The sequence below is a fragment of the Streptomyces sp. NBC_00483 genome, assembly GCF_036013745.1.
GTDB lineage: Bacteria > Actinomycetota > Actinomycetes > Streptomycetales > Streptomycetaceae > Streptomyces.
The window spans coordinates 5,236,171-5,261,482 of sequence record NZ_CP107880.1 but is presented as its reverse complement, the minus strand read 5'-3'; the positions used below and the strand labels follow the sequence as shown (position 1 = coordinate 5,261,482).

The 25,312-nt window shown below is 69.2% G+C and carries 18 protein-coding genes and 5 tRNA genes; 11 read left to right on the top strand and 12 right to left on the bottom strand.

Annotated features, from left to right (window positions below; genetic code table 11):
• Nucleotides 1–69 precede the first annotated feature (69 nt).
• On the top strand, nucleotides 70–564 hold the full coding sequence (locus tag OHA73_RS23535) for a hypothetical protein (RefSeq protein WP_327656048.1): 495 nt from the start codon (nucleotides 70–72) through the stop codon (nucleotides 562–564).
• A gap of 54 nt (nucleotides 565–618) precedes the next feature.
• On the opposite strand, the gene OHA73_RS23530 is transcribed toward OHA73_RS23535, so the two are convergent.
• The 6 genes from OHA73_RS23530 to OHA73_RS23505 form a co-directional block, all read right to left on the bottom strand.
• Nucleotides 619–2,088, bottom strand: a complete 1,470-nt coding sequence (locus OHA73_RS23530; protein WP_267069769.1) for a NucA/NucB deoxyribonuclease domain-containing protein — start codon at nucleotides 2,086–2,088, stop codon at nucleotides 619–621.
• 599 nt (nucleotides 2,089–2,687) lie between these two features.
• A tRNA-Lys gene (locus OHA73_RS23525) sits at nucleotides 2,688–2,760 on the bottom strand.
• A gap of 99 nt (nucleotides 2,761–2,859) precedes the next feature.
• Nucleotides 2,860–4,356 carry an amino acid permease gene (locus tag OHA73_RS23520; RefSeq protein ID WP_267069779.1) on the bottom strand — a complete coding sequence of 499 codons (1,497 nt, stop codon included), beginning with the start codon at nucleotides 4,354–4,356 and terminating at the stop codon, nucleotides 2,860–2,862.
• 156 nt (nucleotides 4,357–4,512) lie between these two features.
• A complete protein-coding gene (locus OHA73_RS23515) occupies nucleotides 4,513–6,759 on the bottom strand; it encodes a DEAD/DEAH box helicase (protein ID WP_327656047.1) in 2,247 nt (748 codons plus the stop codon).
• 232 nt (nucleotides 6,760–6,991) lie between these two features.
• On the bottom strand, nucleotides 6,992–7,531 hold the full coding sequence (locus tag OHA73_RS23510) for a hypothetical protein (RefSeq protein WP_267069781.1): 540 nt from the start codon (nucleotides 7,529–7,531) through the stop codon (nucleotides 6,992–6,994).
• Between the two features lie 194 nt (nucleotides 7,532–7,725).
• Nucleotides 7,726–8,076 (bottom strand): metallopeptidase family protein, encoded by a 351-nt coding sequence (locus OHA73_RS23505; RefSeq protein ID WP_266712316.1) that lies wholly within the window; start codon nucleotides 8,074–8,076, stop codon nucleotides 7,726–7,728.
• A 58-nt stretch (nucleotides 8,077–8,134) separates the two neighbouring features.
• Between OHA73_RS23505 and OHA73_RS23500 the strand changes: the two genes are divergently transcribed.
• From OHA73_RS23500 to OHA73_RS23485, 4 genes are all read left to right on the top strand, one after another.
• Nucleotides 8,135–9,718 carry a metallophosphoesterase family protein gene (locus tag OHA73_RS23500; RefSeq protein WP_327656046.1) on the top strand — a complete coding sequence of 528 codons (1,584 nt, stop codon included), beginning with the start codon at nucleotides 8,135–8,137 and terminating at the stop codon, nucleotides 9,716–9,718.
• A 103-nt stretch (nucleotides 9,719–9,821) separates the two neighbouring features.
• Nucleotides 9,822–9,894, top strand: a tRNA-Glu gene (locus OHA73_RS23495).
• Nucleotides 9,895–9,943: 49 nt separating this feature from the next.
• Nucleotides 9,944–10,018, top strand: a tRNA-Asp gene (locus tag OHA73_RS23490).
• 23 nt (nucleotides 10,019–10,041) lie between these two features.
• A tRNA-Phe gene (locus OHA73_RS23485) sits at nucleotides 10,042–10,115 on the top strand.
• A gap of 51 nt (nucleotides 10,116–10,166) precedes the next feature.
• Here OHA73_RS23485 and OHA73_RS23480 read toward each other — a convergent pair.
• Nucleotides 10,167–11,288, bottom strand: coding sequence for an ABC transporter permease (locus OHA73_RS23480; RefSeq protein ID WP_327656045.1), 1,122 nt, complete (start codon nucleotides 11,286–11,288; stop codon nucleotides 10,167–10,169).
• Nucleotides 11,289–11,408: 120 nt separating this feature from the next.
• Between OHA73_RS23480 and hrpA the strand changes: the two genes are divergently transcribed.
• On the top strand, nucleotides 11,409–15,440 hold the full coding sequence (gene hrpA, locus OHA73_RS23475; protein ID WP_327656044.1) for an ATP-dependent RNA helicase HrpA: 4,032 nt from the start codon (nucleotides 11,409–11,411) through the stop codon (nucleotides 15,438–15,440).
• A gap of 94 nt (nucleotides 15,441–15,534) precedes the next feature.
• A tRNA-Asp gene (locus OHA73_RS23470) sits at nucleotides 15,535–15,609 on the top strand.
• A gap of 728 nt (nucleotides 15,610–16,337) precedes the next feature.
• Here the strand turns inward: OHA73_RS23470 and bldC are convergent.
• Nucleotides 16,338–16,544, bottom strand: a complete 207-nt coding sequence (bldC, locus tag OHA73_RS23465) for a developmental transcriptional regulator BldC (protein WP_003949541.1) — start codon at nucleotides 16,542–16,544, stop codon at nucleotides 16,338–16,340.
• A gap of 487 nt (nucleotides 16,545–17,031) precedes the next feature.
• Nucleotides 17,032–17,892: a hypothetical protein gene (locus OHA73_RS23460; protein WP_267069783.1), complete on the bottom strand. Its 861-nt coding sequence runs from the start codon at nucleotides 17,890–17,892 to the stop codon at nucleotides 17,032–17,034.
• A 234-nt stretch (nucleotides 17,893–18,126) separates the two neighbouring features.
• On the opposite strand from OHA73_RS23460, the gene OHA73_RS23455 reads away from it, so the two are divergent.
• Together OHA73_RS23455 and OHA73_RS23450 are read left to right on the top strand one after the other, a co-directional pair.
• The gene (locus OHA73_RS23455) at nucleotides 18,127–19,248 is read left to right on the top strand and encodes a Leu/Phe/Val dehydrogenase (protein ID WP_327656043.1); all 1,122 of its coding nucleotides are present in this window, start codon (nucleotides 18,127–18,129) and stop codon (nucleotides 19,246–19,248) included.
• Between the two features lie 263 nt (nucleotides 19,249–19,511).
• Complete coding sequence (locus tag OHA73_RS23450; protein WP_266712304.1) at nucleotides 19,512–19,775, top strand: DUF3073 domain-containing protein; 264 nt, start codon at nucleotides 19,512–19,514, stop codon at nucleotides 19,773–19,775.
• 119 nt (nucleotides 19,776–19,894) lie between these two features.
• Here the strand turns inward: OHA73_RS23450 and purM are convergent, their stop codons facing one another.
• Together purM and purF are read right to left on the bottom strand one after the other, a co-directional pair.
• Nucleotides 19,895–20,968, bottom strand: a complete 1,074-nt coding sequence (gene purM / locus OHA73_RS23445; protein WP_266712302.1) for a phosphoribosylformylglycinamidine cyclo-ligase — start codon at nucleotides 20,966–20,968, stop codon at nucleotides 19,895–19,897.
• 33 nt (nucleotides 20,969–21,001) lie between these two features.
• A complete protein-coding gene (gene purF, locus OHA73_RS23440) occupies nucleotides 21,002–22,528 on the bottom strand; it encodes an amidophosphoribosyltransferase (RefSeq protein ID WP_266712300.1) in 1,527 nt (508 codons plus the stop codon).
• A 91-nt stretch (nucleotides 22,529–22,619) separates the two neighbouring features.
• On the opposite strand from purF, the gene OHA73_RS45775 reads away from it, so the two are divergent.
• Nucleotides 22,620–22,784 (top strand): putative leader peptide, encoded by a 165-nt coding sequence (locus OHA73_RS45775; protein WP_353962427.1) that lies wholly within the window; start codon nucleotides 22,620–22,622, stop codon nucleotides 22,782–22,784.
• 198 nt (nucleotides 22,785–22,982) lie between these two features.
• Entirely contained in the window at nucleotides 22,983–24,416 is a 1,434-nt protein-coding gene (locus OHA73_RS23435; protein ID WP_327656042.1) for a sulfatase family protein, read from the top strand.
• A gap of 26 nt (nucleotides 24,417–24,442) precedes the next feature.
• On the opposite strand, the gene OHA73_RS23430 is transcribed toward OHA73_RS23435, so the two are convergent.
• Complete coding sequence (locus OHA73_RS23430; protein WP_327656041.1) at nucleotides 24,443–25,264, bottom strand: META domain-containing protein; 822 nt, start codon at nucleotides 25,262–25,264, stop codon at nucleotides 24,443–24,445.
• Nucleotides 25,265–25,312 lie beyond the last annotated feature (48 nt).

Below are 25,312 nucleotides of genomic sequence, written 5' to 3'. Positions count from 1 at the left end.
GAAAGGCTTACGCGCGTGGAAGCATCCGACGCCGGTGCCGCAAGTGTGCACCTGGCAGGGAGGACTCGTATGGGGCAGTTGCTCGCCGCTGGGACTGTCGAGGTTCTCGTCGAGAACGGCACGCTTGGTCTGGTCGAACAATCGCGAGAGAGCGACATCCACTACCCGGATGCGCCGGCAGGGAGCTGGTTGCGCCCTGCCGAAGGGATGGTTCACGCGCACTGTCCCTCGAACGTGATCGATGCCCGGGTGCGCGTGGAACTGTGGAAGGGAGACCCGCCCGGCGAGGGGGCGTGGTCGCACGACGAGGAAACCGAAGTGTTCTTTCCCGCGGGGGACCTGTGCGTCTACACGCTGGGCGAGACGCTCCCCACGGAGATCGGACTCGCCGCCACCGGGCGATACCGGGTGCGGATGTCGTGGGCGTTGAACCCGGAGACCGGCCCGTTCTACTCCCCGTTCAAGGGGCAGGCCGGCGCTCTGGAGTACGCCGCGGAAGGTCACGAGGCAGACCTGGAAGGCGTGGATCAGTACTGTCTGGCGCAGGTCTGGAATCTTGACTGACGTACCGGGCTGCCGCCGTACCGTCGACACGACGGCAGCCCGCGCCGACACTCGTCAGTCGCCGATGGCGATCACGAAGGCGTCGTTGTCGATGATGCGGTCGTTCTCGTACCAGGCGTTGAGCCGGCGTCCGGCCTCTTCGTTCTCCTGGCTGTCGATGTACTTCACCGAGTAGTCGTACTCGTACTGGGTGCCGTCGTACATGTAGCGGGCCGCGCCTTCGTAGCTGGACGCGAAGGGGTACTCGTCGCACTGAACCCCGTCGGCCGGGCCGCCGGGCACGTCTCCGCCGTTGCAGTAGCCCCGTACGACATTGCGGTTGTCCCGGACGCGGGTGCGCTGAGTCGTACCGGCGGCGGGGACCAGACGGTGTAGCGGGTCGGTGGCCTCCGCTCCGGGCAGGTTCTTGTCGCTCTTGGGCGGCAAGGTGGAGTCCGGGTCGTTCCGGGCGTCTCCGATGTGGTTGGCGACGGCGGCGACACCGAGGTACGGCTCGCCGGGCGCGCTCGGGTCGCTGGTGTCGCTGCGGTCGTATCGCAGCGCCGGTGTGGTGTCGCTGAAGACCGCGCCCATGTTGCCGCGACGGAGGTAGGCCGCGCTGTCGAAGCGGAGCTTGCCCTCTTCGCCGTCGGTGGGCTGGAACTGGTCGTAGCCGGGGATCGTGAACTCGTACTTCGGGCGGAAGTCGGCATTCGCGATCTGCTCGCCCGCGGCGGCACTGGGCGGGCTTGAGGCGAACGACACGAGGTCGAACTTGGTCTTGCCGTCCCTCTTCCAGGCGCCGGGGGAAGCGGTACGGCCCTCGTACATGCCGCTGTCGCAGGCGTCCTCGGCGCTGCCGTTACCGCTCTTCCACGTGCCGTCGCAGTCGAGTTCCGCCTTCATCGTGGCGCCCGGCTTGTTGAAGTGCCCGGTGGAACTCCACACGTCGACATCGAGGTCGAAGTCGGCGTAGCGGTAGTAGCTGCTGTCGAACCATCCGCCGATCTTGGCCTTGCCGATGATGGTGTTGCGGGAGACGAACCAACCCTTGATGTAGCAGCCCGGAGGCCACAAGCCGCACTGGATCGCCGGGATGGCGATGACGTGCCGCTGACAGTACGAGAAGCGGTTCTTGATCCAGCCACCGTCGTTGCTGGAGCTGTCGTTGGCGGCGCACTCGTCGACGTTGTCGATGTACTGGTACGGGTCGGCGGGCTTGCGGCCGCGGTTGAAGCGCTCGCTGGGCACGGTGTAGGAGCGGCCGGCAGCGTCCTTGGTCCGGTTCTCGGGCTGGGCGGACGGGCCGCTGGTGGGCTTGAGGTCGAGCCGGCCCAGATCCCCGTCGGCGGACAGGGCGTCGACGACCTTCTGCGGGTCTGCGACCAGCTTCGGGTCGGTGATGACATACGCGTCACCGGGCTTGAGAGAGGTGGCCTGTCCCGGGTCCTCTGGAGTGTCGGCGGCCTGGGCAGGCAGCACGGACAGAGCGAGCAGCACGGCCGACAGGGCTGTGACGACCGTCGTTCTTCTGCGGAACAACATGATCCTCCGTGACGTCGGTGTCACCGACGCGCAGAGGGCAGCCGCAGGAGGTCGACCTGGGCATGCCAAGCCGCGAAGCGTGTTCTATGCAGGCGTCCACTGGTCAGTTCGGACGCGACCCCCGTCACGTCGGCCGTTCACGCCCCTGGGGGCACGCCGGTCTCAACGGGAGTCAGCTTGCTCTCAACTCCCCACCAAAACAATGAAGTTGAATCAACCTGACTCAAAGAGCGGGGCACCGCGACCCGACCTGACCGAGCGTTCGGCATATGCCATGAGCTCAACCTTCTTGCTCGCCGACGCAGCTGACAGTCGGAGGAACGACCCGTCTCCATTCGAACAGATTGGCGTGTTATCGCCCCCTGGGCGTGCTCGTCACGGCACATCCAGGCGCATGGCCCGCTGCCGGAACTCGACCGCGAGATCGCGGAGAAGGAGACGGGCCCGATCCCCCGCGCCCGCATGCCGAAGCCTGCCGCTCCCAAGCCGCCCGTCCGGCCCTCAGCCGACCCGTCCGCTCACGCATCGCTCACGCAATGGCTCGCAAACGAAGAAGCGCCCGAGCCGACCGAAGCCGACCCGGGCGCCGCCCACACTCGTAGACCCTGTGGGACTCGAACCCACAACCAATGGATTAAAAGTCCACTGCTCTGCCAATTGAGCTAAGGGTCCACACGCCGACCTGAGCCGACGCACCCCCGAGCATAGCCCGCCGAGACCGGGAGGCCGATCGGGTATCGGCTTCCCGGTCCTCGCGCGCCGGACGGAGCGTCAGCGCAGGAACCAGTGCCGGGCCGAGACCGCCCACCAGGTGCCCGCGAAACCGAGGACCACGAGGACCGCGATCGGGGCGTAGTTGAAGGTCTCCCAGGTGACCGGGGAGACCTGCGGCAGCATGAAGAGGATCGTGATGACGACGACCCAGGACACCGCCACCACACCGATCACCGTCGACCAGCGGCCCAGGTGCCACGGACCCCGCTCGAACGCGTCGCCCTTGCGCAACCGCAACAGCGTCGGGATGACGTACGCGATGTAGAGGCCGATGACGGCGATCGAGGTCACGGCCGCGTACGCGGTGACGTTGATCAGGTAGGGCAGGCCGAGGACCAGGGCGCCCGCCGCCGCGAGCCAGACCGCCGCGACGGGGGTGCGGGTGCGCGGGCTGACCGTGTGCCAGACGCGGGAGAACGGCAGGGCGCCGTCGCGCGAGAAGGCGTAGATCATGCGGCTGTTGGCGGTCACGGACGCCATCCCGCAGAACAGCTGGGCGCCGATCACGACCAGGAGCAGCAGCTTTCCGGCCGTCGCGCCGAGGGCGTCCAGGAGGATCTGGGCGGGCGGCGCGCCCGTGGGGGACTCCAGCGCCCCCTGATACGACTGGATGGCGAAGGTGAAGCCGAGCAGGAGGACGAAGCCGGCGATCCACGACGTCCAGATCGAGCGGACGATGCCCTTCGGCCCCGCCGTGGACGCGTCGTGCGTCTCCTCCGTCATATGGGCCGACGCGTCGTATCCGGTGAAGGTGTACTGCGCCATCAGCAGCCCGATGAGGACGACGTACACACCGCTGCCCCAGCCGGTGTTGTTCACGAACTCGCCGAAGACGAAGGACGCCGACTGGTGGCTGTCCGGCACGAAGGCGAGCGCGCCGACGATCAGCGCGACACCCAGCACGTGCCACCACACGCTGACGCTGTTGAGGAACGCGACGATGCGTACGCCGAAGGTGTTGAGGAGGCCGTGCAGCAGCAGGATCCCGGCGAAGAGGAGGATCGTGCGGCCTGGCGTCACCTCGAAGCCGAACTGCAGGTTCAGATACGCGCCCAGGAAGGACGCCGCGCCGAAGTCGATGCCGGCGGTCACCGCCACCTGACCGAGCACGTTGAACCAACCCGTGAACCAGGCCCACGCCGCCGCGCTGCGCTCCGGCGCGAGCTTGTACGCCCAGAAATACAACCCCGCCGACGTCGGATACGCCGAGCAGATCTCGGCCATCGCCAGGCCCACGAAGAGGGTCATCAGGCCGACGGCGACCCAGCCCCAGGTGATGAGCACGGGACCGCCCGTGTTCATGCCGAACAGATACAGCGTCAGACAGCCCGAGAGGACCGAGATGATCGTGAAGGAGACGGCGTAGTTCGAGAAGCCCGACATGCGGCGGGCGAGGACCTGCGTGTAGCCGAGCTGGGCGAGGCGCTCCTCGTCGGAGCCCGCGGCCACGGCCGACTGCTGCCCGTCAGTGGCTCCGCTGGCATCACTTGTCATGCCCCCAGCGATTCCCTCGCCGGGGGCACGGCATGCGGACGATCAGGGCCCAACTCCCGTACGCGTGCCGGTTACCCGGTCACCCGGTGATGAGGAAAGGCCGCGGCCCCACCCCCGTGAGGGAGTGGGGCCGCGGCCTTGTCACTTCAGGAACGGTCAGCCGTTGCGCTTCCAGCGCGGCTTGTCGTCGCGGCGGCCGAAGGACGAACCCGAGCCGGAGCCGGAGCCCGAGCCGGCGCCACGGTGGTCGTCACGACGGCCGTAGGGGCGGTGGCCGCCGGAGGGGCGGTCGCCCTGGCGGTCGCGGTTGAACGGACGGTCGCTGCCCCGGTGGCCCGAGGGACGGTCGTCGCGGCGGAAGCCGCCACGGTCGTTGTCACGGCGCTCGAAGGAACGGCCGCCACGGTCGTCGCGGTTGAAGCCGCCGCGGTCGTTGTCCCGGCGGAAGCCACCTCGGTCGCCGCCACGGTCGCCACCGCGGTCGCCGCCCCGGTCGTCACGACGCTCGAAAGAACGGCCACCACGGTCGCCGTCCCGGCGGTCGTCGCGGCGGAAGCCGCCCTTGTCGCCGCCGCGGTCGTCGCGACGGAAGCCGCCACGGTCGCCGCCGCGGTCGTCACGACGCTCGAAAGAACGGCCGCCACGGTCGTTGTCGCGACGCTCGAAGGAGCGCCCACCACGGTCGTTGTCCCGGCGGAAGCCGCCCTTGTCGCCGCCGCGGTCGTCGCGACGGAAGCCGCCCTTGTCGCCGCCACGGTCGTCGCGACGGAAGCCACCACGGTCGCCGCCACGGTTGTCACGGCGCTCGAAGTTGCCCCGCTCGTCGCGGCGCTGACGCGGCTGGTCCGAGAACGAACGCTCCTCGCGCTGCGGCGCCTCGGCGGCAGCGGCAGCCTGGGCGACCTGCTCGGCGGCGGCCTCCTGGGCGGCGGTGACCGCCGCGGCCACGCCCTCCTCGTCCTCGCCGCGGTCACGGGCGGCGCGGGCGGTGAGGCGGTCGGCCTGCTCGCGCAGCTCGGAGGCGCGACGGGTGGCGCGCTCCAGCTGCTTGGTCAGGTCGGTGACCTCACGCTCGGCCTGCTGCGCGGCGTTGCCCGCGGACTCGGCCTCGACCTCGGTCATGGAGCGGGCACCGGTGATCTCGGCGACCTCCGGGTCGAAGGCGGCGCCGCCCTGGATGATGTGACGACCGGCGTCGACGCCCGCGTCCTCCATGAGGCGGAAGATCTGGCGGCGCTGGTGCGGCAGCGACAGGGAGACGACCGTGCCGGTGCGGCCGGCACGCGCCGTGCGGCCCGCGCGGTGCAGGTAGTCCTTGTGGTCGCCGGCCGGGTCCACGTTCAGGACCAGGTCGATGTCGTCGACGTGGATGCCTCGGGCGGCGACGTCGGTGGCGACGAGCGCGTTGACGTAGCCCTTCTTGAAGTCCTCGAGGACACGGGTACGCGCGCCCTGCGTCATGCCGCCGTGCAGCGCGTCGGCCTTCACACCGGCGTCGCAGAGCTGCTCGGCGATGCGGTCGGCGCCCAGCTGGGTGCGGACGAAGATGATGGTGCGGCCCTTGCGGGAGGCGATGGCCGCGGTGACCGGCGCCTTGTCCTTGGGCTTCACGACGAGGATGTGGTGCGACATCGTCGTGACGTTGCCCTGGGCGCTGTCGACCTCGTGGGAGACCGGGTCCTTCAGGTAGCGGCTGACGAGCGTCTTGATCTCGTTCTCCATGGTGGCGGAGAAGAGCATGCGCTGGCCGCCGGCCGGAACCTGGTCGAGCAGCTCGGTGACCTCGGGCAGGAAGCCCAGGTCGGACATCTGGTCGGCCTCGTCGAGGACGGCGACCTCGATGTTGCTCAGGTCGCAGGCGCCGCGGTTGATGAGGTCGCGCAGGCGGCCCGGGGTGGCGACGAGGATGTCGACGCCGCGCTCCAGGGCGTAGATCTGGTTGCCCATCGACGTACCGCCGCAGACGACCTTCATCTTGAGGCCGACCTGGTCGCCGTAGGGCTGCAGGGCGTCCGCGACCTGCATGGCGAGCTCACGGGTCGGGGTGAGGATGACGGCGCGCGGCTTGTGCTTGTCGCTGCGGGCGCCGGCCAGGCGGGCCATCGTCGGCAGACCGAACGAGAGGGTCTTGCCGGAGCCGGTGCGGCCACGGCCGAGGATGTCCTTGCCGGCCAGGGCGTCCGGGATGGTCGCGGCCTGGATCGGGAACGGGGTGGTCACACCGTTCTGCGCGAGCTTGCGGACGACGGCCTCGGGGAGACCGAGGTCGGCGAACGTCTGGGTGGGCTCGTCGTTCTCGATGATGTCGACCGTGTCGGTGTCGACCGTTTCGGTGCCGACCGCGTCGATGTCGATGTCGTTCTCGACGGCCTGGTCGATGGTGTTCTCAGTGGAAATGGACATGCGAAATGCGAAACCTTCCGGAGTCTCGGCACGCGCCCGCAACTCCGTGTATTCGCAATTCAGCAAATCGACCGCCTCAATGCGGTCCAGCCACGGCAAGGGAGAGTACGCGCCACGCGGCGCTCTCTTAACGGCGCCGGGCAAATGGGATCAAACGATCTACCACCATACGCACCCCCCACCCCCCGAGGCAAACCGGATCGCTGAGACCCGGCTCACACACCGCCCCCGGTCAGGCCGGATCCCCGGCCTGCGGCCGCGGTTCGCTCGCCCGCTCCGACGCGGTCTCCTCGTGCGCCGACGACGAGGGCTCGGCGGTCGGCGGGGACGACGAGGGTGCGGGGGACGACTTCGTGGGCGAAGGAGTGCTGGTCGCGCTGGGCCTGCTCGGCCGCTGCGAGGGCCGCTCCGAGGCGCTGCGGGACGGCGAGGTGGGCGCCGAGGGCGGGGCGGACGCCTTCGTGGGCCTGTCGGGGGAGGCCGACGAGGGCGTGGCCGGGTCCTCGGGCGAGGCGGGCCGCCGCGAGGGCATCGGCGAGGCATCCCCGACCCGCGCGCCCACGTCCGCCCCGCCGTCCGGGACCGCGGCGCCGCCGTCGGGCGCGGCGCCCGAGCCCCGCTGCGGCGGGGAGTGGGTGGACGCGCCGCCGCCGTCGGCGCCCACGCTCATGCAACCGGCGGCCGCGGCGACGGCCACGGTGGTCGCGGCCAACCGGCCCAGACGGAGCACACTGAGCGACAGGGCGCGTTGCGATACGGACAGCTGGCGCACGGGCGGGCACCTCCGGTGCACGAGACGGGGTCACCAACGGGGTCACCCGGGGTCACCACGGGGGGGTACCGTGCCCAACTCCTGTCTCCCGTACGAGGACACGCGCCGCGTCGGCACCGCACAAAGCCCCCACAATCAGTGCGGGGGCCTCACCCGTGTCCCACTCGCGTCCCACCCGTGTCTCCCCCCGCGCCTCACCCGTATCCGAGCGCGTGCAGCCGCGCGTCGTCGATCCCGAAGTGGTGCGCGATCTCGTGCACCACGGTCACCTCGGTCTCCGTGACCACGTCCTCCGTCGACTCGCACATCCGCAGCGTCGGCCCCCGGTAGATGGTGATCCGGTCCGGCAGCACCCCCGCGTACCACTCGCCCCGCTCGGTCAGCGGGGTCCCTTCGTAGAGCCCGAGCAGCTCGGGGTCCTCTGCGGGCGGCTCGTCCTCCACGAACACGGCCACGTTGTCCATGAGTCGGGTCAGCTCGGGCGGGATCCGGTCCAGCGCTTCGGCGACCAGTTCCTCGAACGTCTCGCGCGTCATCTCCAGCACACGGCCATTGTCCGGTACAACCCGCATATCCACCCGTGCACTTGGGCATACGGGAGCAATGGCCCGCTCGCCAGTCGCCGCCATACGTGGAGTCCGCCGCCGTATACGGAGCGTTCGAGGGACGCCCTCGGCGCTCCTGCGCCACTACCGCGACCGGCATCCCCACCCGGTCCTCCAGCTGGTCCACCCGCCGCACCCCTACGTACGCGCGCTCGGTCTGGTCGCCGTCGTGCTGCTCGGCGCCTGGCTCGGCCTGCTGATCGTCGGCAGCGTGCGGACGCCGGTGGGGCCCATGGACACGAAGATGACGCTGCGCCCCTCCTTCTCGGGCGGTACGAAGATCAATGTGTCGCCGCTCGGCGCCCTCGAACTGCACTCGCACACCGCGCCGATCCGCCTCGACGTCGACGTGGACCGCCTCGACCCGGCCCGCGCCCAGGCCCTCGTCGACCACCCCGAGCGCTTCTCCGGACTCCAGGACGAGGTCGCGCGCGACGTCCAGCACGGCACGGTCGACCTGGCCCTGCGCTCCTGCGTGGCGGTGCTCGCGGGCGCCACGTCGCTCGGCCTCGTGGTCTACCGCCGCCCGCGCCGCGCCCTGGCCGCCGGCGGCCTGGCGCTCACCCTGCTCGCGGCCTCGGGCGGTACGGCGTACGCGACGTGGAACCCGGAGTCCGTCCTGGAGCCGAAGTTCTCCGGGCTGCTCTCCTCGGCGCCCTCCGTGGTCGGCAGCGCGCGCTCGATCGTGACCGAATTCGACGCGTACCAAAAGGAGTTGGCGCTCCTCGTCACGAACGTGACCAAGCTGTACGACGCGACGTCCACACTCCCCACGTACCAGCCGGACCCCTCGACGATCCGCGTCCTGCACGTGTCGGACATCCACCTCAATCCGGCGTCGTGGAAGATCATCGCCTCGCTCGTGGAGCAGTACAAGATCTCCGCGATCGTCGACACCGGCGACACGATGGACCACGGCTCGAAGGCCGAGAACGCCTTCCTGGACCCCATCAAGAACCTCGGCGTGCCCTACGTCTGGATCCGCGGCAACCACGACTCGAAGAACGCGACGCAGAAGTACCTCGCCGACCGGAAGCGCTTCAAGAACGTCCGCGTCCTCGACGACGGCAAGGCCGCCACGGTCGCGGGCCTGCGCTTCGCCGGTATGGGCGACCCGCAGTACACCCCGGACCGTGCGGTGAAGGCGCAGGGCGATCCGGCCGAGCGCCTGTCGGGCATCCGACTCGCCTCCGCGCTGCGCGATCAGCGGGCGGCGGGCACCCCGGTCGACATCGCGCTCGCCCATGAGCCGGCCGCGGCCCGTGAGGTGGACGGCGAGGTGCCGCTGGTCCTTGCGGGGCACATCCACCACCAGGAGATGGACGTGCTCCCGCTCGGCACCCGGCTGCGCGTCGAGGGCTCGACCGGCGGCAGCGGCCTGCGCGCGGTGGACGACGGCAAGCCGGACCCGGTGGAGGCCTCGGTCCTCTATCTGGACCGCACGACCAAGCGCCTGCAGGCCTGGGACGAGATCCGCCTGGGTGGTCTGGGCCTGACGAAGGCGGAGGTCAGCCGCCATCTGCCGCAGGAGAACCAGCCCGGCGCGACCCCCTCGCCGAGCCCTGGGGAGAGCTCCCCCTGACCCTTGGGCAGAGCTCCCCGTAAACCGTTTTGGCGATAGCTCCCTGCATCCCATATGCTTCTCACGTCCCCGACGCGCTGCAAAGCGCGCAGGCGGGCCGATAGCCCTCATCGTCTAGCGGCCTAGGACGCCGCCCTTTCAAGGCGGTAGCACGGGTTCGAATCCCGTTGGGGGCACGCACAACCGTGTGAGAGACTTGCTCTTGCTTGTCTCGCACAACAGCTAGGTCCTGTGGAGCAGTTTGGAGTGCTCGCCACCCTGTCAAGGTGGAGGCCGCGGGTTCAAATCCCGTCAGGACCGCTGAAGTTCCTCGTGAACTTCGTGGCTGGGTAGCTCAGTTGGTACGAGCGATCGCCTGAAAAGCGATAGGTCGCCGGTTCGATCCCGGCCCCAGCCACAGGAACTAGGCCCCGTCTCCGGACGGGGCCTATTGCGTTTCCCGCACGCCCTACACGGGTGCCGCGTGCAGCGGTCCCGTGCCCCGGCCGCCCGGGTGGCGATGGCGCCAGAACCAGAAGAGGGCGCAGGAGACCAGGGACCAGCCGGCAAGCACCAGGATCGGGAAGGCGTGCTGGTTGCCCTGGAAGTAGACCGCCGTGTGCTGGGCGTTGTACGAGGCACCCGGTGGCAGCCACTGGCCGAGACGGCCGATCACCGTGGGCAGCAGCGGGGGCGCCACCGCGCCGCCTGATGCCGGGTTGCCGAGCAGGACCAGCAGGCCCCAGGTCGGGATCATCGCCCAGCGGTGGAAGAACGTGTTGAACATCGTGAAGACCATGCCGCAGGTGAACATCGTCAGCGCGAGGATCAGCCAGGACTCGACGAACGGCAGGTCCACCGCGCCGAGCCCCCAGTCCGCGACCGCCGCCACCGCGAACCCGCCGAGCAGCGAGTAGGCGATCGTGAAGGCGATCCGCTCGGCCGGGTTGAGGCCGCGCGCGTGCACGCTGAGCTGGATCGCGCCGACGAAGCCGATGATCACCGCGGCGAGCGTGATGTAGAAGATCGTGAGGCCGCGCGGGTCCCCGCCCTGCAACGGGTTCACATCCTTCACCGTCACCGGGATGCCGGTCGCCTTGCTGACCGGGGGCGCCGCCTCGGCGAAGACCTGGGCGACGGTGACCCCGGAGGCACCGGAGACGTCGAGGCGGACGCGGGCGCCGTTGTCCCGCACGTCGAAGACCGCGTAGATCTTCTGGGCGTCGAGAGCGTCCCGGGCCGCCTCGGGGGAGTCGTACACCTTGAGGTCGAGCTGCGCGTCGAGCGCCTTCTCCATCGCCCCGACGAACGCGCTGCGCCGCGCGGCGTCGTGCTCCCCGGTGACGCCGGTCGGGATGTGGTGCGGCGTCGGGTTCGCCATGGAGTACGTGTACGAGCCGGCGAACAGGGCGGCCGCCGCGGCCAGGATGAGGACGAGCACGCACGCCGGGAAGAACGGTGAGTCCTTGAAGCCGGACCAGCGCTCGGCCCCGCTCAGCGGGCGCCCGTGCTGGCCGTGCGGCGGGTGCTCCTTCTCCGGGGACGGCGGAGGCGCGTCGTCCGGTGCGGGCTCATCGGGCAAGTGCGACATATCCGCACGTTAAGCCACGCGTCGGCGCTCTACATCCGGACGCGGGCCCCGGCCGCCCCGGCGCACCGGCCACAAAATCGGTCGCCACACATTTCCCCGAGGTGAGATCCTTGAGGACGTATGTCTACGCAGCCTGCCCCCGCCGCCGATCAGTTCGCCGCCGTAGCGCGGCGGATCTCCGAGCTGTCCCTGCGCGATGCGCACCGCCTCGGGCGCAGGCTCGAAGGCGCCCGCAAGATCCGTAAGCCGGAGGCGCGTGCCGCCGTCGTCGCGGAGATCGACGCGGAGGCCGAGAAGGCCGCCGTCCGCACGGACACCCGTCGCGAGCGCCGTGCGGCGCTCGACGTCACGTATCCCGAGCAGCTCCCGGTCAGCCAGAAGAAGGACGAGATCGCCGAGGCGATCCGCGACCACCAGGTCGTGATCGTCGCCGGTGAGACCGGTTCCGGAAAGACGACGCAGATCCCGAAGATCTGTCTCGAACTCGGCCGTGGTGTGCGCGGCATGATCGGGCACACCCAGCCCCGCCGTATCGCGGCCCGCACGGTCGCGGAGCGCGTCGCCGACGAGCTGCACACGCCGCTGGGCGAGGCGGTCGGCTGGAAGGTCCGGTTCACCGACCAGGTGGACCAGGACGGCACGTTCGTGAAGCTGATGACGGACGGCATCCTGCTCGCCGAGATCCAGACGGACCGCGAGCTGCGCGCGTACGACACGATCATCATCGACGAGGCCCACGAGCGGTCCCTGAACATCGACTTCCTCCTCGGCTACCTGGCGCAGCTGCTGCCGAGGCGCCCGGACCTCAAGGTCGTCATCACCTCCGCGACGATCGACCCCGAGCGCTTCTCGCGGCACTTCGGGGACGCCCCGATCGTCGAGGTCAGCGGGCGTACGTATCCGGTGGAGGTGCGGTACCGCCCGCTCCTCGAAGAGGCCGGCGACGACTCCGACCGCGACCAGATCACCGCGATCACGGACGCCGTCGAGGAGCTTCAGAAGGAAGGGCCGGGCGACGTCCTGGTCTTCCTCTCCGGGGAGCGCGAGATCCGTGACACCGCGGACGCGCTGGAGAAGAAGTACGCCCGCGCCGGAGGCTCTGTCGCACACAGCACCGAGGTGCTGCCGCTGTACGCGCGGCTCTCGCACGCCGAGCAGCACCGCGTCTTCCAGCGCCACACGGGCCGCCGCATCGTGCTCGCCACGAACGTCGCGGAGACCTCCCTGACGGTCCCCGGCATCAAGTACGTGATCGACCCGGGCACGGCCCGCATCTCTCGCTATTCGCACCGCACGAAGGTGCAGCGGCTGCCCATCGAGCCGGTCAGTCAGGCCAGCGCCAACCAGCGCAAGGGCCGCTGCGGCCGTACGTCCGACGGCATCTGCATCCGCCTCTACTCCGAGGACGACTTCCTGTCCCGCCCGGAGTTCACGGACGCGGAGATCCTCCGTACGAACCTGGCCTCCGTCATCCTCCAGATGACCTCGGCGGGGCTCGGCGACATCGAGAAGTTCCCCTTCATCGACCCGCCGGACCACCGCAACATCCGCGACGGTGTCCAACTCCTCCAGGAACTGGGCGCGTTGGACCCCGCACAGAAAGACGTACGGAAACGGCTCACGGAGCAGGGCCGCAAGCTCGCCCAGCTCCCCGTCGACCCGCGGCTCGCCCGCATGGTCCTGGAGGCCGACAAGAACGGCTGTGTGCGCGAGGTCATGGTGATCGCCGCGGCGCTCTCCATCCAGGACCCGCGCGAGCGCCCCTCCGACAAGCAGGCGCAGGCCGACCAGCAGCACGCCCGCTTCAAGGACGAGACCAGCGACTTCCTGGCGTTCCTGAACATGTGGCGGTACGTCCGCGAACAGCAGAAGGAGCTGGGCTCCTCCGCCTTCCGCCGCATGTGCAAGCGCGAGTACCTGAACTTCCTGCGCATCCGCGAGTGGCAGGACATCTACACGCAGCTGCGGACGGTCGCGAAGCAGATGGGGATCCATCTCAACGACGCCGACACTCCCGCGGCCGACGACTCCGTCCATCTCTCCCTCCTCTCCGGTTTGCTTTCGCACATCGGAATGAAGGACGTGAAGGAGTCCAAGGAGTCCACGCAGAAGGACCCCAAGCAGGCGGGCCGCGACCGCGGGCGCAACGAGTACATCGGCGCCCGCAACGCCAAGTTCGCGATCTTCCCCGGCTCGGCCCTCTTCAAGAAGCCCCCGCGGTTCGTGATGTCGGCGGAGCTCGTGGAGACCAGCCGGCTCTGGGCCCGCGTCAACGCGAAGATCGAGCCCGAGTGGGTCGAGCCGCTCGCCGAGCACCTGCTCAAGCGCACGTACAGCGAGCCGCACTGGGAGAAGGACCAGGCGGCCGTGATGGCGTACGAGAAGGTCACGCTGTACGGCGTCCCGCTCGTCGCGCAGCGCAAGGTGAACTACGGGCGGATCGACGCCGAGGTCAGCCGCGAGCTGTTCATCCGGAACGCGCTGGTCGAGGGCGACTGGCGCACGCACCACAAGTTCTTCGCCGACAACCGCCGACTCCTCACCGAGGTCGAGGAGTTGGAGCACCGGGCGCGCCGCCGCGACATCGTCGTCGACGACGAGACCCTCTTCGACTTCTACGACCAGCGGGTGCCCGAACACGTCGTGTCCGGCGCCCACTTCGACTCCTGGTGGAAGCAGAAGAAGCGCGAGGAGCCCGAACTCCTCGACTTCGAGCGCTCGATGCTGATCCGCGAGTCCGCGGAAGCGGTCACGAAGGACGACTACCCGGACTCCTGGCGTCAGGGCGGGCTCAAGTTCCGGGTGACGTACCAGTTCGAGCCGGGCGCGGACGCGGACGGCGTGACGGTCCATCTCCCGTTGCAGGTGCTCAACCAGGTCACCGACGAGGGCTTCGACTGGCAGATCCCCGGCCTGCGCGAGGACGTGGTCGTCGAACTGATCCGGTCCCTCCCCAAGCCGATCCGCCGCAACTACGTGCCCGCGCCGAACTACGCGAAGGCGTTCCTGGACCGTGCGGTGCCGCTCCAGGAGCCGCTGCCGGTCACGCTCGCGCGCGAGCTGCAGCAGATGGTCGGCGTCCCGGTGAGCCCGGACGACTTCGACCTGGGCCGCGTACCGGACCACCTGAAGATCACCTTCCGGATCGTCGACGAGCGGCGCCGCAAGCTCGCCGAGGACAAGGACCTGGAGGCGCTCAAGCTCCGGCTGAAGCCGAAGGCCCGGCAGGCGATCTCCCAGGCGGCCAAGGCGACCGCCGAGCGTTCCGGCGGCCCGTCCGTGGAGCGCAAGGGCCTCACCGACTGGAGCGTCGGGGCGCTGTCGAAGGTCTTCGAGACGCGCCGCGCCGGCCAGCCGGTGAAGGCCTTCCCGGCCCTGGTCGACGACGGCGACACCGTCTCCGTACGCCTCTTCGACAGCGAGGCCGAGCAGGCGCAGGCGATGTGGAAGGGCACGCGCCGGCTCATCCTCCGCAACATCCCGGTGAACCCGGGCAAGTTCGCCTCGGACAAGCTGAGCAACGCGCAGAAGCTCGCCCTGTCCGCGAACCCGCACGGCTCCGTCCAGGCGCTCTTCGACGACTGCGCGATGGCGGCGGCGGACAAGCTCATCGGCGACTTCGGCGGGCCCGCCTGGGACGAGGAGTCGTACCGGAAGCTCTACGACAAGGTGCGCGCGGAGATCGTCGACACCACGGTGAAGGCGGTCGGCCAGGTGCAGCAGGTCCTGGCGGCCTGGCAGGCCTGCGAGCGCCGCCTGAAGTCCACGAAGAGCGCTGTGCTGCTGCCCAACCTCCAGGACGTGCGCGCCCAGTTGAACGAGCTGGTGAAGCCGGGCTTCGTCACGGCCACCGGTCTGCGGCGGCTGCCCGACCTGATGCGCTATCTCGTCGCGGCCGACCGCCGGCTCCAGCAGATGCCGACCAGCGTCCAGCGGGACACCACCCGCATGGAGAAGGTCCACGAGATGCGGGACGAGTACCTGTGGCTGCTCGAGCAGATGCCGCAGGGGCGGCCCGTGCCGCAGGAGGTGCTCGACATCCGCTGGATGATCGAGGAGCTGCGGGTCAGCTATTTCGCCCATGCGCTGGGCACCGCGTACCCCGTCTCGGACAAGCGGATCGTGAAGGCGATCGACGCCCAGGTTCCGTAACCGGCCGACCACACACGGTGAGTTCGACCGCACGGCCTGCGCTGCTGTAGAGTCCTGTCTCGCAGCGCAACGAGCAAGAAGCGCCGCGAAACCTGGTCCTGTGGAGCAGTTTGGAGTGCTCGCCACCCTGTCAAGGTGGAGGCCGCGGGTTCAAATCCCGTCAGGACCGCAGCAAAGAAGAACCCCCGCACCGTACGGTGCGGGGGTTCTTTCGTTTCCACCGGCAGACAGTCACGGACACACAGTCGCGGACACACAGCCCCGCGAGGCCGCTTGCGCCTGACTGCCCGGCATCTGAGTACCCGTCATCCCCCGCGGCGCTCCAGGGGCCCGCCAGGAAGGCCCCTGGAGCGCCGCGAGAGCGCCCGTGAGCCACGTTGGGACGAAAGACCCTCGAAGGGGTAACCAAAGGCGACCCTGCGCGCCCTCAACTGGTGGCAGCCTAGGGAGAGTCGACGACGCGAGCAGGAACGCACACCGACGCCGGCGCCCATTAGCGCAAGGGCGTCACCTGCAACAAGCGACGGGGCATGTGATGGGTGTCACCGAAGTTGTTTTGGAAACACCGTTTCTTACCCCCTCCCTACAACGGCTCAATTTAATATGTGCAATTGCACTGCCCTGGGCAGGAGCCCACAGAGATCGATCAAGGTCCGACAAGGACGCGCAGGGACCCCCGCCCGGAACCGGCCCCCGCGCACAAAAAAGATCGCGCTGGACCCGGCGGAGTCCAGCGCGATCGGATGACGCTTGCGCGAGGCAGTTGAGATGACGCCTCGGCGGCCTTCATAAGAAGGAGTCCTGTTGGGGCAGGACCCGCGTCGAGTGGAGCTATGGGTGGGCGTCCGCCGGGTTGGGGGACCCGAAAACGCCCGTTTTGCTGCGTTGCGCGGTGCCTCAGGCCTCGCTGCGCTGCTGCGGGATACCCGCAAGCAGTGCGCGGACCTCGGCCTCGCGGTAGCGGCGGTGTCCGCCGAGCGTACGAATCGACGTGAGCTTGCCAGCCTTCGCCCAGCGCGTGACCGTCTTGGGGTCGACGCGGAACATCGTGGCGACCTCAGCCGGGGTCAGCAGCGGCTCGGCATCAGGGGTGCGAGCGGTCATGAGCGGCCTCCTCGGAGAACCGAACCTTCTCGGTTCATTCCTCTAAATTCTGCACCTTGACCCGCGTTGCCCGAAATGGCGGACGCGAGTCGAGTCGGTTATAGGACGAACGGCTTGTCCTCGGCACTACAACTACACCATCCGTCCAGCCACGTCGGCCAAACCGATGGAATTGCCCTCCCAGGTGTTCATCAGCGACGGAAGCCGATGGACCGTGCCATAGCGGACAGTCACGCCACAGTGACGATCAGTCACAGAGCGATCAGGAGCCATCAGACCCCCCAGCGGCAGTGCAATGCTGAGTAATCCGTCCATGGTTGGACTTAGATGGACGGAAGGAGCCCTCCCCGGACTCCTTGTCCTATTTTGGCACGAGGAGGGGTGATGGGCGCAAGGTCCCGGTAAGTGCTGTCCATCACGCTTGAGGCAAACGCCCGGATCAGGACGTAGGTCCCGAAGGTCGGTGTGAGCGCCCTCACTTGGGGATTCAGTTCGCGAACTGCCGGTCCCGCGCCGACCGCCAGCGTTCCACAAGCCTCGCGTACGCCTCTCCCGCACCGTCCTCGTCACCGACGCGCAGCGCCGCGATGCCCCCGGCGACATCCGCCGCCGAGTGGTCGTCCTCGAGAAAGTCCTGCGGCAGGGCGTGCACGAGCCCGCCGTAGTCGAGCTCGACGTACGAACGGGGGTGGAACTCCTCCAGCCAACGCCCCACATCTACCAGGCCGTCGATCAGGGGACCCTCCTCGATCGCGTCCTTCAGCGCCTTCAGACCCCGCGCGACCCGGCGCCTCGCCTGCACCATCGGCGTCCGATAGCGGAGCCGCGGGACGCCGACGCCCTCCGCCCCGTCCTCGTCGCTCTTCGGCTCGTACTCGCGCTCGTCGTCCGACACCAGCACGAACCAGTTGATCGGCACCTGCCACGTGGACGTACGGATCCAGGGGCGGGCGTCCGGATTCCGCTCCAGCCAGCGCTCGTAGTCGGCGGACGACTGCCGGCGCACCACCGGGGGGATCGCCGCGTCCAGGACCGGGGCCGGCAGCTCGCCCGGCAACTCGTCCAGGGCCTGCCAGCCGCGCAGCCGGGTGCGCCACGGGCAGACGCACACCACCCCGTCGATCACGATCACGAACGCGTCGTCGCTCTCGTGCACCGGCACGGGCACCGGTGGCGTGGGCAACAGATCAGCCAAAGAACGGCGCAATTCATCCTGATAGGAGGGGAGGCTGTCGCGTTTCGCGTAGCGCTCCCAATGGCCCCGCTCCGGCTGCGGGAAAGCTGCGAGGGGTTCGTACACGCGCAGATACGCCGCGTACGGGACGGTCACCGAGGACACCTTGGGCACGGCTGCTCCCTCCCCCACCCGCCAGCTGGAAAACACTCCAAATCGTCCCACGTGGCGACGCGGCGGGATTCGACCGTGCTTCCGGCCTCCACGCGCGCGCGGGGGTGATCCTTGGCGGCGCGGCCGTGGCGGGCCCGCGCACGCTCTAATCTCTTGCCCACAAGCACCGACGGAAGGCCCGCCACCCGCACGGGATTCCGCCCAACCGCCGCTATGTACTTGGGAGTCACCACAGTGACCGATGTGACCGGCGACGCTGTCACCACCTCTGACACCTCCGGCGCCTCTGGCGTTCTGCACACGCTCTTCCACTCGGAACAGGGCGGCCACGAGCAGGTCGTCCTCTGCCAGGACCGCGCCAGCGGCCTCAAGGCCGTCATCGCCCTCCACAACACCGCCCTGGGCCCGGCCCTCGGCGGCACGCGCTTCTATCCGTACGCCTCCGAGGAGGCAGCGGTCGCCGACGCGCTGAACCTCGCGCGCGGCATGTCCTACAAGAACGCCATGGCCGGGCTCGACCACGGCGGCGGCAAGGCCGTGATCATCGGTGATCCGCACACGGTGAAGAGCGAGCAGCTGCTGCTCGCCTATGGCCGGTTCGTGGCCTCGCTCGGCGGCCGGTACGTGACCGCGTGCGACGTCGGTACGTACGTCGCCGACATGGACGTCGTGGCGCGCGAGTGCCGCTGGACCACCGGACGCTCCCCCGAGAACGGCGGCGCGGGCGACTCCTCCGTGCTCACCGCCTTCGGTGTCTTCCAGGGCATGCGGGCCAGCGCCCAGCACCTGTGGGGCGATCCCACGCTGCGCGGCCGCAAGGTCGGCATCGCCGGTGTGGGCAAGGTGGGGCACCACCTCGTGGAGCACCTCCTGGAGGACGGCGCCGAGGTCGTGGTGACCGATGTCCGCGAGGAGTCCGTGCGGCAGATCACCGACCGGCACCCCGAGGTCGCGGTCGCCGCCGACACCGAGGCGCTGATCCGGGAGGCGGGGCTCGACATCTACGCGCCCTGCGCCCTGGGCGGCGCGCTGAACGACGACTCCGTGCCGGTGCTGACCGCGAAGGTGGTGTGCGGCGCGGCCAACAACCAGCTCGCGCACCCGGGCGTCGAGAAGGACCTCGCGGACCGCGGGATCCTCTACGCGCCGGACTACGTGGTGAACGCGGGCGGCGTCATCCAGGTCGCCGACGAGCTGCACGGCTTCGACTTCGACCGGTGCAGGGCGAAGGCCGCGAAGATCTTCGACACGACGCTCGCTATCTTTGCTCGTGCGAAGGTGGACGGGATTCCGCCGGCCGCCGCGGCCGACCGGATCGCCGAGCAGCGGATGGCCGAGGCCCGCGGAAGGGGCTGATGGGGCCCGGCGCGTAACGAGCATCACGCCCCTCGGCGGGTCGCTCGTCATGAAGAGGTTAAAATCGCAGCTGACCAGCGAGGAAAGGGCTCCTGGCTGGTCCTGCGCGCAGGCGCGTCCTGCGGGCGACGTACCGTATGGGCGTGGGCTCAGGTACCGTGGAAGCCCTACGGACCGGTCTCCCTGCGGGGAGTCCGTTCCAGATCATGTACGCGTGTCAAGACTCTGGGGCCATGAAGCCCCATCACCGAGGGGGTCGAGCCATGGGGCGCGGCCGGGCCAAGGCCAAGCAGACGAAGGTCGCCCGCCAGCTGAAGTACAACAGCGGCGGGACCGACCTGTCGCGTCTGGCCAACGAGCTAGGCGCATCCACGTCGGATCCAGTGTCGAATCAGCCGCCGAACGGCGAGCCTTTCGACGATGACGACGAGGAAGACGACCCGTACGCCCGCTACGCGGATACGTACGACGAGGACGAGGGCGAGGACGGCGAGTCCGGTCCTTCGTCACAGCGCCGCGGCGCTTGACCTCGTAACACGTCAGCGGCCTAACAGTCGCTGCACTTCACCCGGTCCGGGGTGGTCACCACGCCGGACCGGGTTTTGTGCTGTCCAAGCACGGGGCGCCGGGGGCGCCCCCACGGGGACTACTTGGCGTAGTCCCCGGTGAGCTCGGCGCCCGTGGTGTGCTCACCGCGGTCGACGATCTCGCCGGCCACCCAGGAGTCCACTCCGCGGTCGGCCAGGGTCGCCAGGGCGACCTCCACCGACTCCTGCGGCACGATCGCCATCATGCCGACGCCCATGTTCAGCGTCTTCTCCAGCTCCAGGCGCTCGACCTGACCCTTCTCCCCGACCAGGTCGAAGATCGGGTCCGGGGTCCACGTGGAGCGGTCGACCGTGGCGTGCAGGCCGTCCGGGATCACGCGGGCCAGGTTCGCCGCGAGGCCGCCGCCCGTGATGTGGCTGAAGGCGTGGACCTCGGTGGTGCTGATGAGCGAGAGGCAGTCCAGGGAGTAGATCTTCGTCGGCTCCAGGAGCTCCTCGCCGAGCGTGCGGCCGAGTTCCTCGACGTGCTCGCCCAGGTCCATCCCCGCGCGCTCCAGGAGGACGTGGCGGACCAGCGAGTACCCGTTCGAGTGAAGACCGGAGGACGCCATGGCGATCACCGCGTCACCCTTACGGATGCGATCCGGGCCCAGCAGGTTGTCGTGCTCCACGACGCCCGTACCGGCACCCGCGACATCGAAGTCGTCCGGGCCCAGCAGGCCCGGGTGCTCGGCCGTCTCGCCGCCGACGAGGGAGCAGCCCGCGAGGACGCAGCCCTCGGCGATGCCCTTCACGATGCCGGCGACCCGCTCCGGGTGGACCTTGCCCACGCAGATGTAGTCGGTCATGAAGAGCGGCTCGGCGCCGCACACCACGATGTCGTCCATGACCATCGCGACGAGGTCATGGCCGATCGTGTCGTAGACGCCCAGCTGGCGGGCGATGTCGACCTTCGTGCCGACGCCGTCGGTGGCCGAGGCGAGCAGCGGACGCTCGTACTTCTTCAGGGCGGAGGCGTCGAAGAGGCCGGCGAAGCCGCCGAGGCCGCCGAGGACCTCGGGGCGCTGCGTCTTCTTCACCCACTCCTTCATGAGCTCCACGGCGCGGTCGCCGGCTTCGATGTCGACGCCTGCGGACGCGTAGGAGGCACCGGAGGGCTGGGTCTCAGACATTGCCTGGGATCTTTCGGGTTGGCGAATCGGGGTCTACGGGCGACGGATCGCGTCGGACGCAGCCGTGGACGCAGGACCTGCGGCCAGTTCCGTCTCCAGGAGCTGCTTGCCGAGGAGCTCCGGGTCGGGGAGGTCCATCGGGTACTCGCCGTCGAAGCAGGCACGGCAGAGGTTCGGCTTGGCGATGGTGGTCGCCTCGATCATGCCGTCGATGGAGATGTACGAGAGCGAGTCGACCCCGAGCGAGGTACCGATCTCCTCGACCGACATGCCGTTGGCGATCAGCTCCGCGCGGGTCGCGAAGTCGATGCCGAAGAAGCAGGGCCACTTGATGGGCGGGGAGGAGATCCGCACGTGGATCTCGGCCGCACCGGCCTCGCGGAGCATGCGGACCAGGGCGCGCTGCGTGTTGCCGCGCACGATCGAGTCGTCGACGACGACCAGACGCTTCCCCTTGATGACTTCCTTGAGCGGGTTCAGCTTCAGACGGATGCCGAGCTGGCGGATCGTCTGTGAAGGCTGGATGAAGGTTCGGCCGACGTAGGCGTTCTTCACCAGGCCGTTGCCGAACGGGATGCCGGATGCCTCGGCGTAGCCGACCGCGGCCGGAGTCCCGGATTCCGGGGTGGCTATGACGAGGTCCGCATCGGCCGGAGCTTCCTTCGCGAGCCTGCGGCCCATCTCCACACGGGAGAGATACACGTTCCGACCCGCGATGTCCGTGTCCGGGCGGGCCAGGTACACGTACTCGAAGACGCAGCCCTTGGGCTTTGCTTCGGCGAAGCGGGACGTTCGCAGGCCGTTCTCGTCGATGGCGACGAACTCGCCCGGCTCGATCTCGCGGACATAGGAGGCGCCGCAGATGTCGAGCGCCGCGGACTCCGAGGCGACGACCCAGCCGCGCTCCAGGCGGCCGAGGACCAGCGGGCGGATGCCCTGCGGGTCACGGCCGGCGTACAGCGTGTTCTCGTCCATGAAGACGAGCGAGAAGGCGCCCTTGACCTGGGGCAGCACCTTGGCGGCCGCCTCTTCCACGGTCAGCGGCTTGCCGTCCTCGTCGACCTGGCCCGCGAGCAGCGCGGTGATCAGGTCGGTGTCGTTGGTGGCCGCGACCTGGGTCGCGCGGCCACTCTCCTTGGGGAGCTCGGCGACCATCTCGGCGAGGTGCGCCGTGTTGACCAGGTTGCCGTTGTGCCCGAGGGCGATCGAACCGTGCGCGGTGGCGCGGAACGTCGGCTGGGCGTTCTCCCATACGGAGGCCCCGGTGGTCGAGTAGCGGGCGTGACCGACCGCGATATGACCTTGGAGGGACCCTAGGGATGTCTCGTCGAAGACCTGGGAAACGAGCCCCATGTCCTTGAAGACGAGGATCTGGGAGCCATTGCTGACCGCGATTCCCGCGGATTCCTGACCCCGATGTTGGAGGGCGTAGAGCCCGAAGTAAGTGAGCTTTGCGACCTCTTCACCCGGAGCCCAGACACCGAAGACGCCACAAGCGTCCTGGGGGCCTTTCTCACCGGGAAGCAGGTCGTGATTGAGTCGACCGTCACCACGTGGCACGCAACCGAGTGTAGACGTGATCCCACAGTGGTCCGAATTGGGGACCGGGGCTACGCGGGTTGACCGGGGCAGATGTGACCGAACTCATCGGATGTCCGGAGTACGTCCGGAGTACGGATGCGTGGTTGACAGGTGTACGTCACTGTCGGCAGAGTCCCGGTCCATGCAGCCACTCCGTGATCGTGAGGTCACCCTTGTGGAGCGCCGCCACGTCGACCTGGTCCGTGTCGCGAGCGCGATCTGTCTCTGTGCGTGACCCTTCCCTGCCCATGACGTCCGTCTGACGTCGTCGGTTCAGGCCGGTTCGCACCTGCTCGGGCTGTTTTCTCCGCGGCGTGCGAGCCGTCCGCCGTGGCTCGCGCCCCGCGTGGCGGAGCCGCACATCAACGCAGCTCGCGCCCTCTGAGGCGCGCGCTTCGCATGCCGCCCCTGCGGCCCCAACCCCGGAGACCCCATGCCCTCGCATGCCTCTCACCTGTCCCGTCGTGCCCTCGGCGGGGCCGCCGTCGCCACCGTCGCCGCTGCCGGAGTCGGAGTCGGAGGAGCCACGGCCGGCACCGCCCAGGCGGCCGCGCCCCGTGAGACGCCCTTCCGGGCCGACACCGGGCGCAGGTCACGGCGGCCCAACATCCTGTTCATCCTGGGCGACGACCTGGGCTGGGCCGACCTGTCCTCGTACGGCGCCCCGCACATCAGGACCCCCAACCTGGACCGGCTCGCCCGCCAGGGCGTCCGCTTCACCGACGCCTACAGCGGCTCCGCCACCTGCTCCCCGACCCGCTTCAGCCTCTACACCGGCCGCTATCCGGGCCGTACGAAGGGCGGTCTCGCGGAGCCGATAGCCGACCGGTCCGTCGGGCTCGCCCCGAACCACCCCACGCTCGCCTCGCTGCTGCGCGGCGCCGGCTACGCGACGGCCCTGATCGGCAAGTGGCACTGCGGCTACCTGCCGGACCACTCGCCCACCAAGTCGGGCTGGGACGAGTTCTTCGGGAACTTCGGCGGGGCCCTGGAGTACTACTCGAAGCTCGGCCTCGGCGGCGAGTACGACCTCTACGAGGGCGAGGTGAAGGAGGGTGACGCCGAGTACAAGGACCTGCGGTACTACACGCGGATCCTGACCGAGCGGGCGAGCGAGTACGTGAAGCGGGACCACGGGGATCAGCCGTGGCTGCTCAACCTCAACTTCACGACCCCGCACTGGCCGTGGATCGCCGACGGCGACGAGGAGGCGAGCGCCGAGGTCGTACGGCGGATCAAGGCGGGCGACAAGCGGGCCCTCTTCCATGACGACGGCGGATCGGTCGAGAAGTACACGGAGATGGTGCAGGACCTGGACCGGTCGGTCGGGCAGGTGCTGAAGGCGTTGAAGGAGTCCGGGCAGGAGCAGGACACCCTCGTCTTCTTCGCCTCGGACAACGGCGGTGAGCGCTTCTCCTACAACTGGCCGCTGTCCGGCAACAAGTCGTCCCTCCAGGAGGGCGGCATCCGCGTCCCGACGATCGTGCGCTGGCCCGCCCGGATCGGCGGCGGGCAGGTCAGCCACGAGCCGGTGTTCACCCCCGACTGGACGGCGACGCTGCTGGAGATCGGCGGGGCCAGGGCCGACAGGTCGTATCCGCTCGACGGCACCAGCCTCGCGGGGTACCTGCTGCGCGGCGAGGAGTTGACGCAGCGCGAGCTGTTCTGGCGGGTGCGCGGGGAGCGGGCCGTGCGGCGCGGCAACTGGAAGTACTACCGGGGCAAGGGCGGCACCGACCAGCTGTTCGATCTCGCGGCCGACCGGCGCGAGCAGGCGGACCGGGCGGCCGACGAGCCGAAGGTGCTGGCCGAGTTGAAGGCGGCGTGGGAGCGGACGGACGCGGAGCTGCTCCCCTATCCGTCCTGAGGGGTGCTTTGGGTCCTGAGGGCCCGTCACTCGGCGGCGGCGAGGCCGATCCCGTTGCCGCCGGGTGCCTTCAGGGTGAGGGAGTCACCCTGGATGTCGTACGGCACCTTGCCCTTCAGGACATCGAGCATCGTCTGCTCCAGCTTCGCGGCCTCTCCGATACAGCCCATACGGGTGCTGCTCAGCGGGCCGAAGGAGATGTCGTCACCCTTGACGGTGGCCTTGGCGCGGCCGCTGTTGCAGCCCAGGCGGGCGCTGACGTGGCCGTCCTTGTCGAAGACGAGCCGGGCCCGGCCCTGCGCGGCCTTCGGCACGGAGCTGGTGGTGTCATCGGCGCTCAGGCTCGTGACGTTCCACTTGGTGCCGACGAGCTTGGCGTCACGCTGCCTTGCGAGGGAGACGGTGTCGCCATTCGCCCGGGTGAGGGTCAGTTCGCCGCCCTTGGCCTCGACCGTGTTCTTCTCGGCGAGGGTGCGGGCCAGGGTCTTCTCGAAGGCGGCCACGTCCTTGCCCTCGCAGAGCATCATGGTCCGCTTCGCCTTGCCGAGGTCGACGCTGTCCCCGGTGACCTCCGCGTCGGCGTCGAAGTGGTTGCAGCCGTAGTTGCCGCGCACCCGCTCGTCCGAGACGAACTCGAGGTACGCGCTGCCCGGGGCCTTCGTCGTCTTCCCGTCCACCGTCGCGCTCTGCACGCTCCAGTGGACGCCGGTTATCGGTTCTCCCCCGGCCGCCTTCGAGCCGGGGGCCTTCTCGTCGCCGCAGGCGGTCACGGTCGCCAGCGCGGCGAGCGGCAGGACGGCGGTGCTGATCAGGGCACGTGTACGGGATGTACGTAGCGTCGTGAGCATGGCAATGGGACGTGGCGGGCCGCGTTCCGGTTCCGGCCCGCCGGGCAT

Excerpts from the sequence above, each read along its gene's own strand:
- hrpA (WP_327656044.1), top strand. The coding sequence starts at position 11,409 with ATGTCTACGCAGCCTGCCCCCGCCGCCGATCAGTTCGCCGCCGTAGCG.
- OHA73_RS23450 (WP_266712304.1), top strand. The coding sequence starts at position 19,512 with ATGGGGCGCGGCCGGGCCAAGGCCAAGCAGACGAAGGTCGCCCGCCAG.
- purM (WP_266712302.1), bottom strand. The coding sequence starts at position 20,968 with ATGTCTGAGACCCAGCCCTCCGGTGCCTCCTACGCGTCCGCAGGCGTC.
- OHA73_RS45775 (WP_353962427.1), top strand. The coding sequence starts at position 22,620 with ATGTCCGGAGTACGTCCGGAGTACGGATGCGTGGTTGACAGGTGTACG.
- OHA73_RS23530 (WP_267069769.1), bottom strand. The coding sequence starts at position 2,088 with ATGTTGTTCCGCAGAAGAACGACGGTCGTCACAGCCCTGTCGGCCGTG.
- OHA73_RS23520 (WP_267069779.1), bottom strand. The coding sequence starts at position 4,356 with ATGACAAGTGATGCCAGCGGAGCCACTGACGGGCAGCAGTCGGCCGTG.
- OHA73_RS23515 (WP_327656047.1), bottom strand. The coding sequence starts at position 6,759 with ATGTCCATTTCCACTGAGAACACCATCGACCAGGCCGTCGAGAACGAC.
- OHA73_RS23500 (WP_327656046.1), top strand. The coding sequence starts at position 8,135 with ATGGCCCGCTCGCCAGTCGCCGCCATACGTGGAGTCCGCCGCCGTATA.
- bldC (WP_003949541.1), bottom strand. The coding sequence starts at position 16,544 with ATGACCGCTCGCACCCCTGATGCCGAGCCGCTGCTGACCCCGGCTGAG.
- OHA73_RS23430 (WP_327656041.1), bottom strand. The coding sequence starts at position 25,264 with ATGCTCACGACGCTACGTACATCCCGTACACGTGCCCTGATCAGCACC.
- OHA73_RS23480 (WP_327656045.1), bottom strand. The coding sequence starts at position 11,288 with ATGTCGCACTTGCCCGATGAGCCCGCACCGGACGACGCGCCTCCGCCG.
- OHA73_RS23435 (WP_327656042.1), top strand. The coding sequence starts at position 22,983 with ATGCCCTCGCATGCCTCTCACCTGTCCCGTCGTGCCCTCGGCGGGGCC.
- OHA73_RS23535 (WP_327656048.1), top strand. The coding sequence starts at position 70 with ATGGGGCAGTTGCTCGCCGCTGGGACTGTCGAGGTTCTCGTCGAGAAC.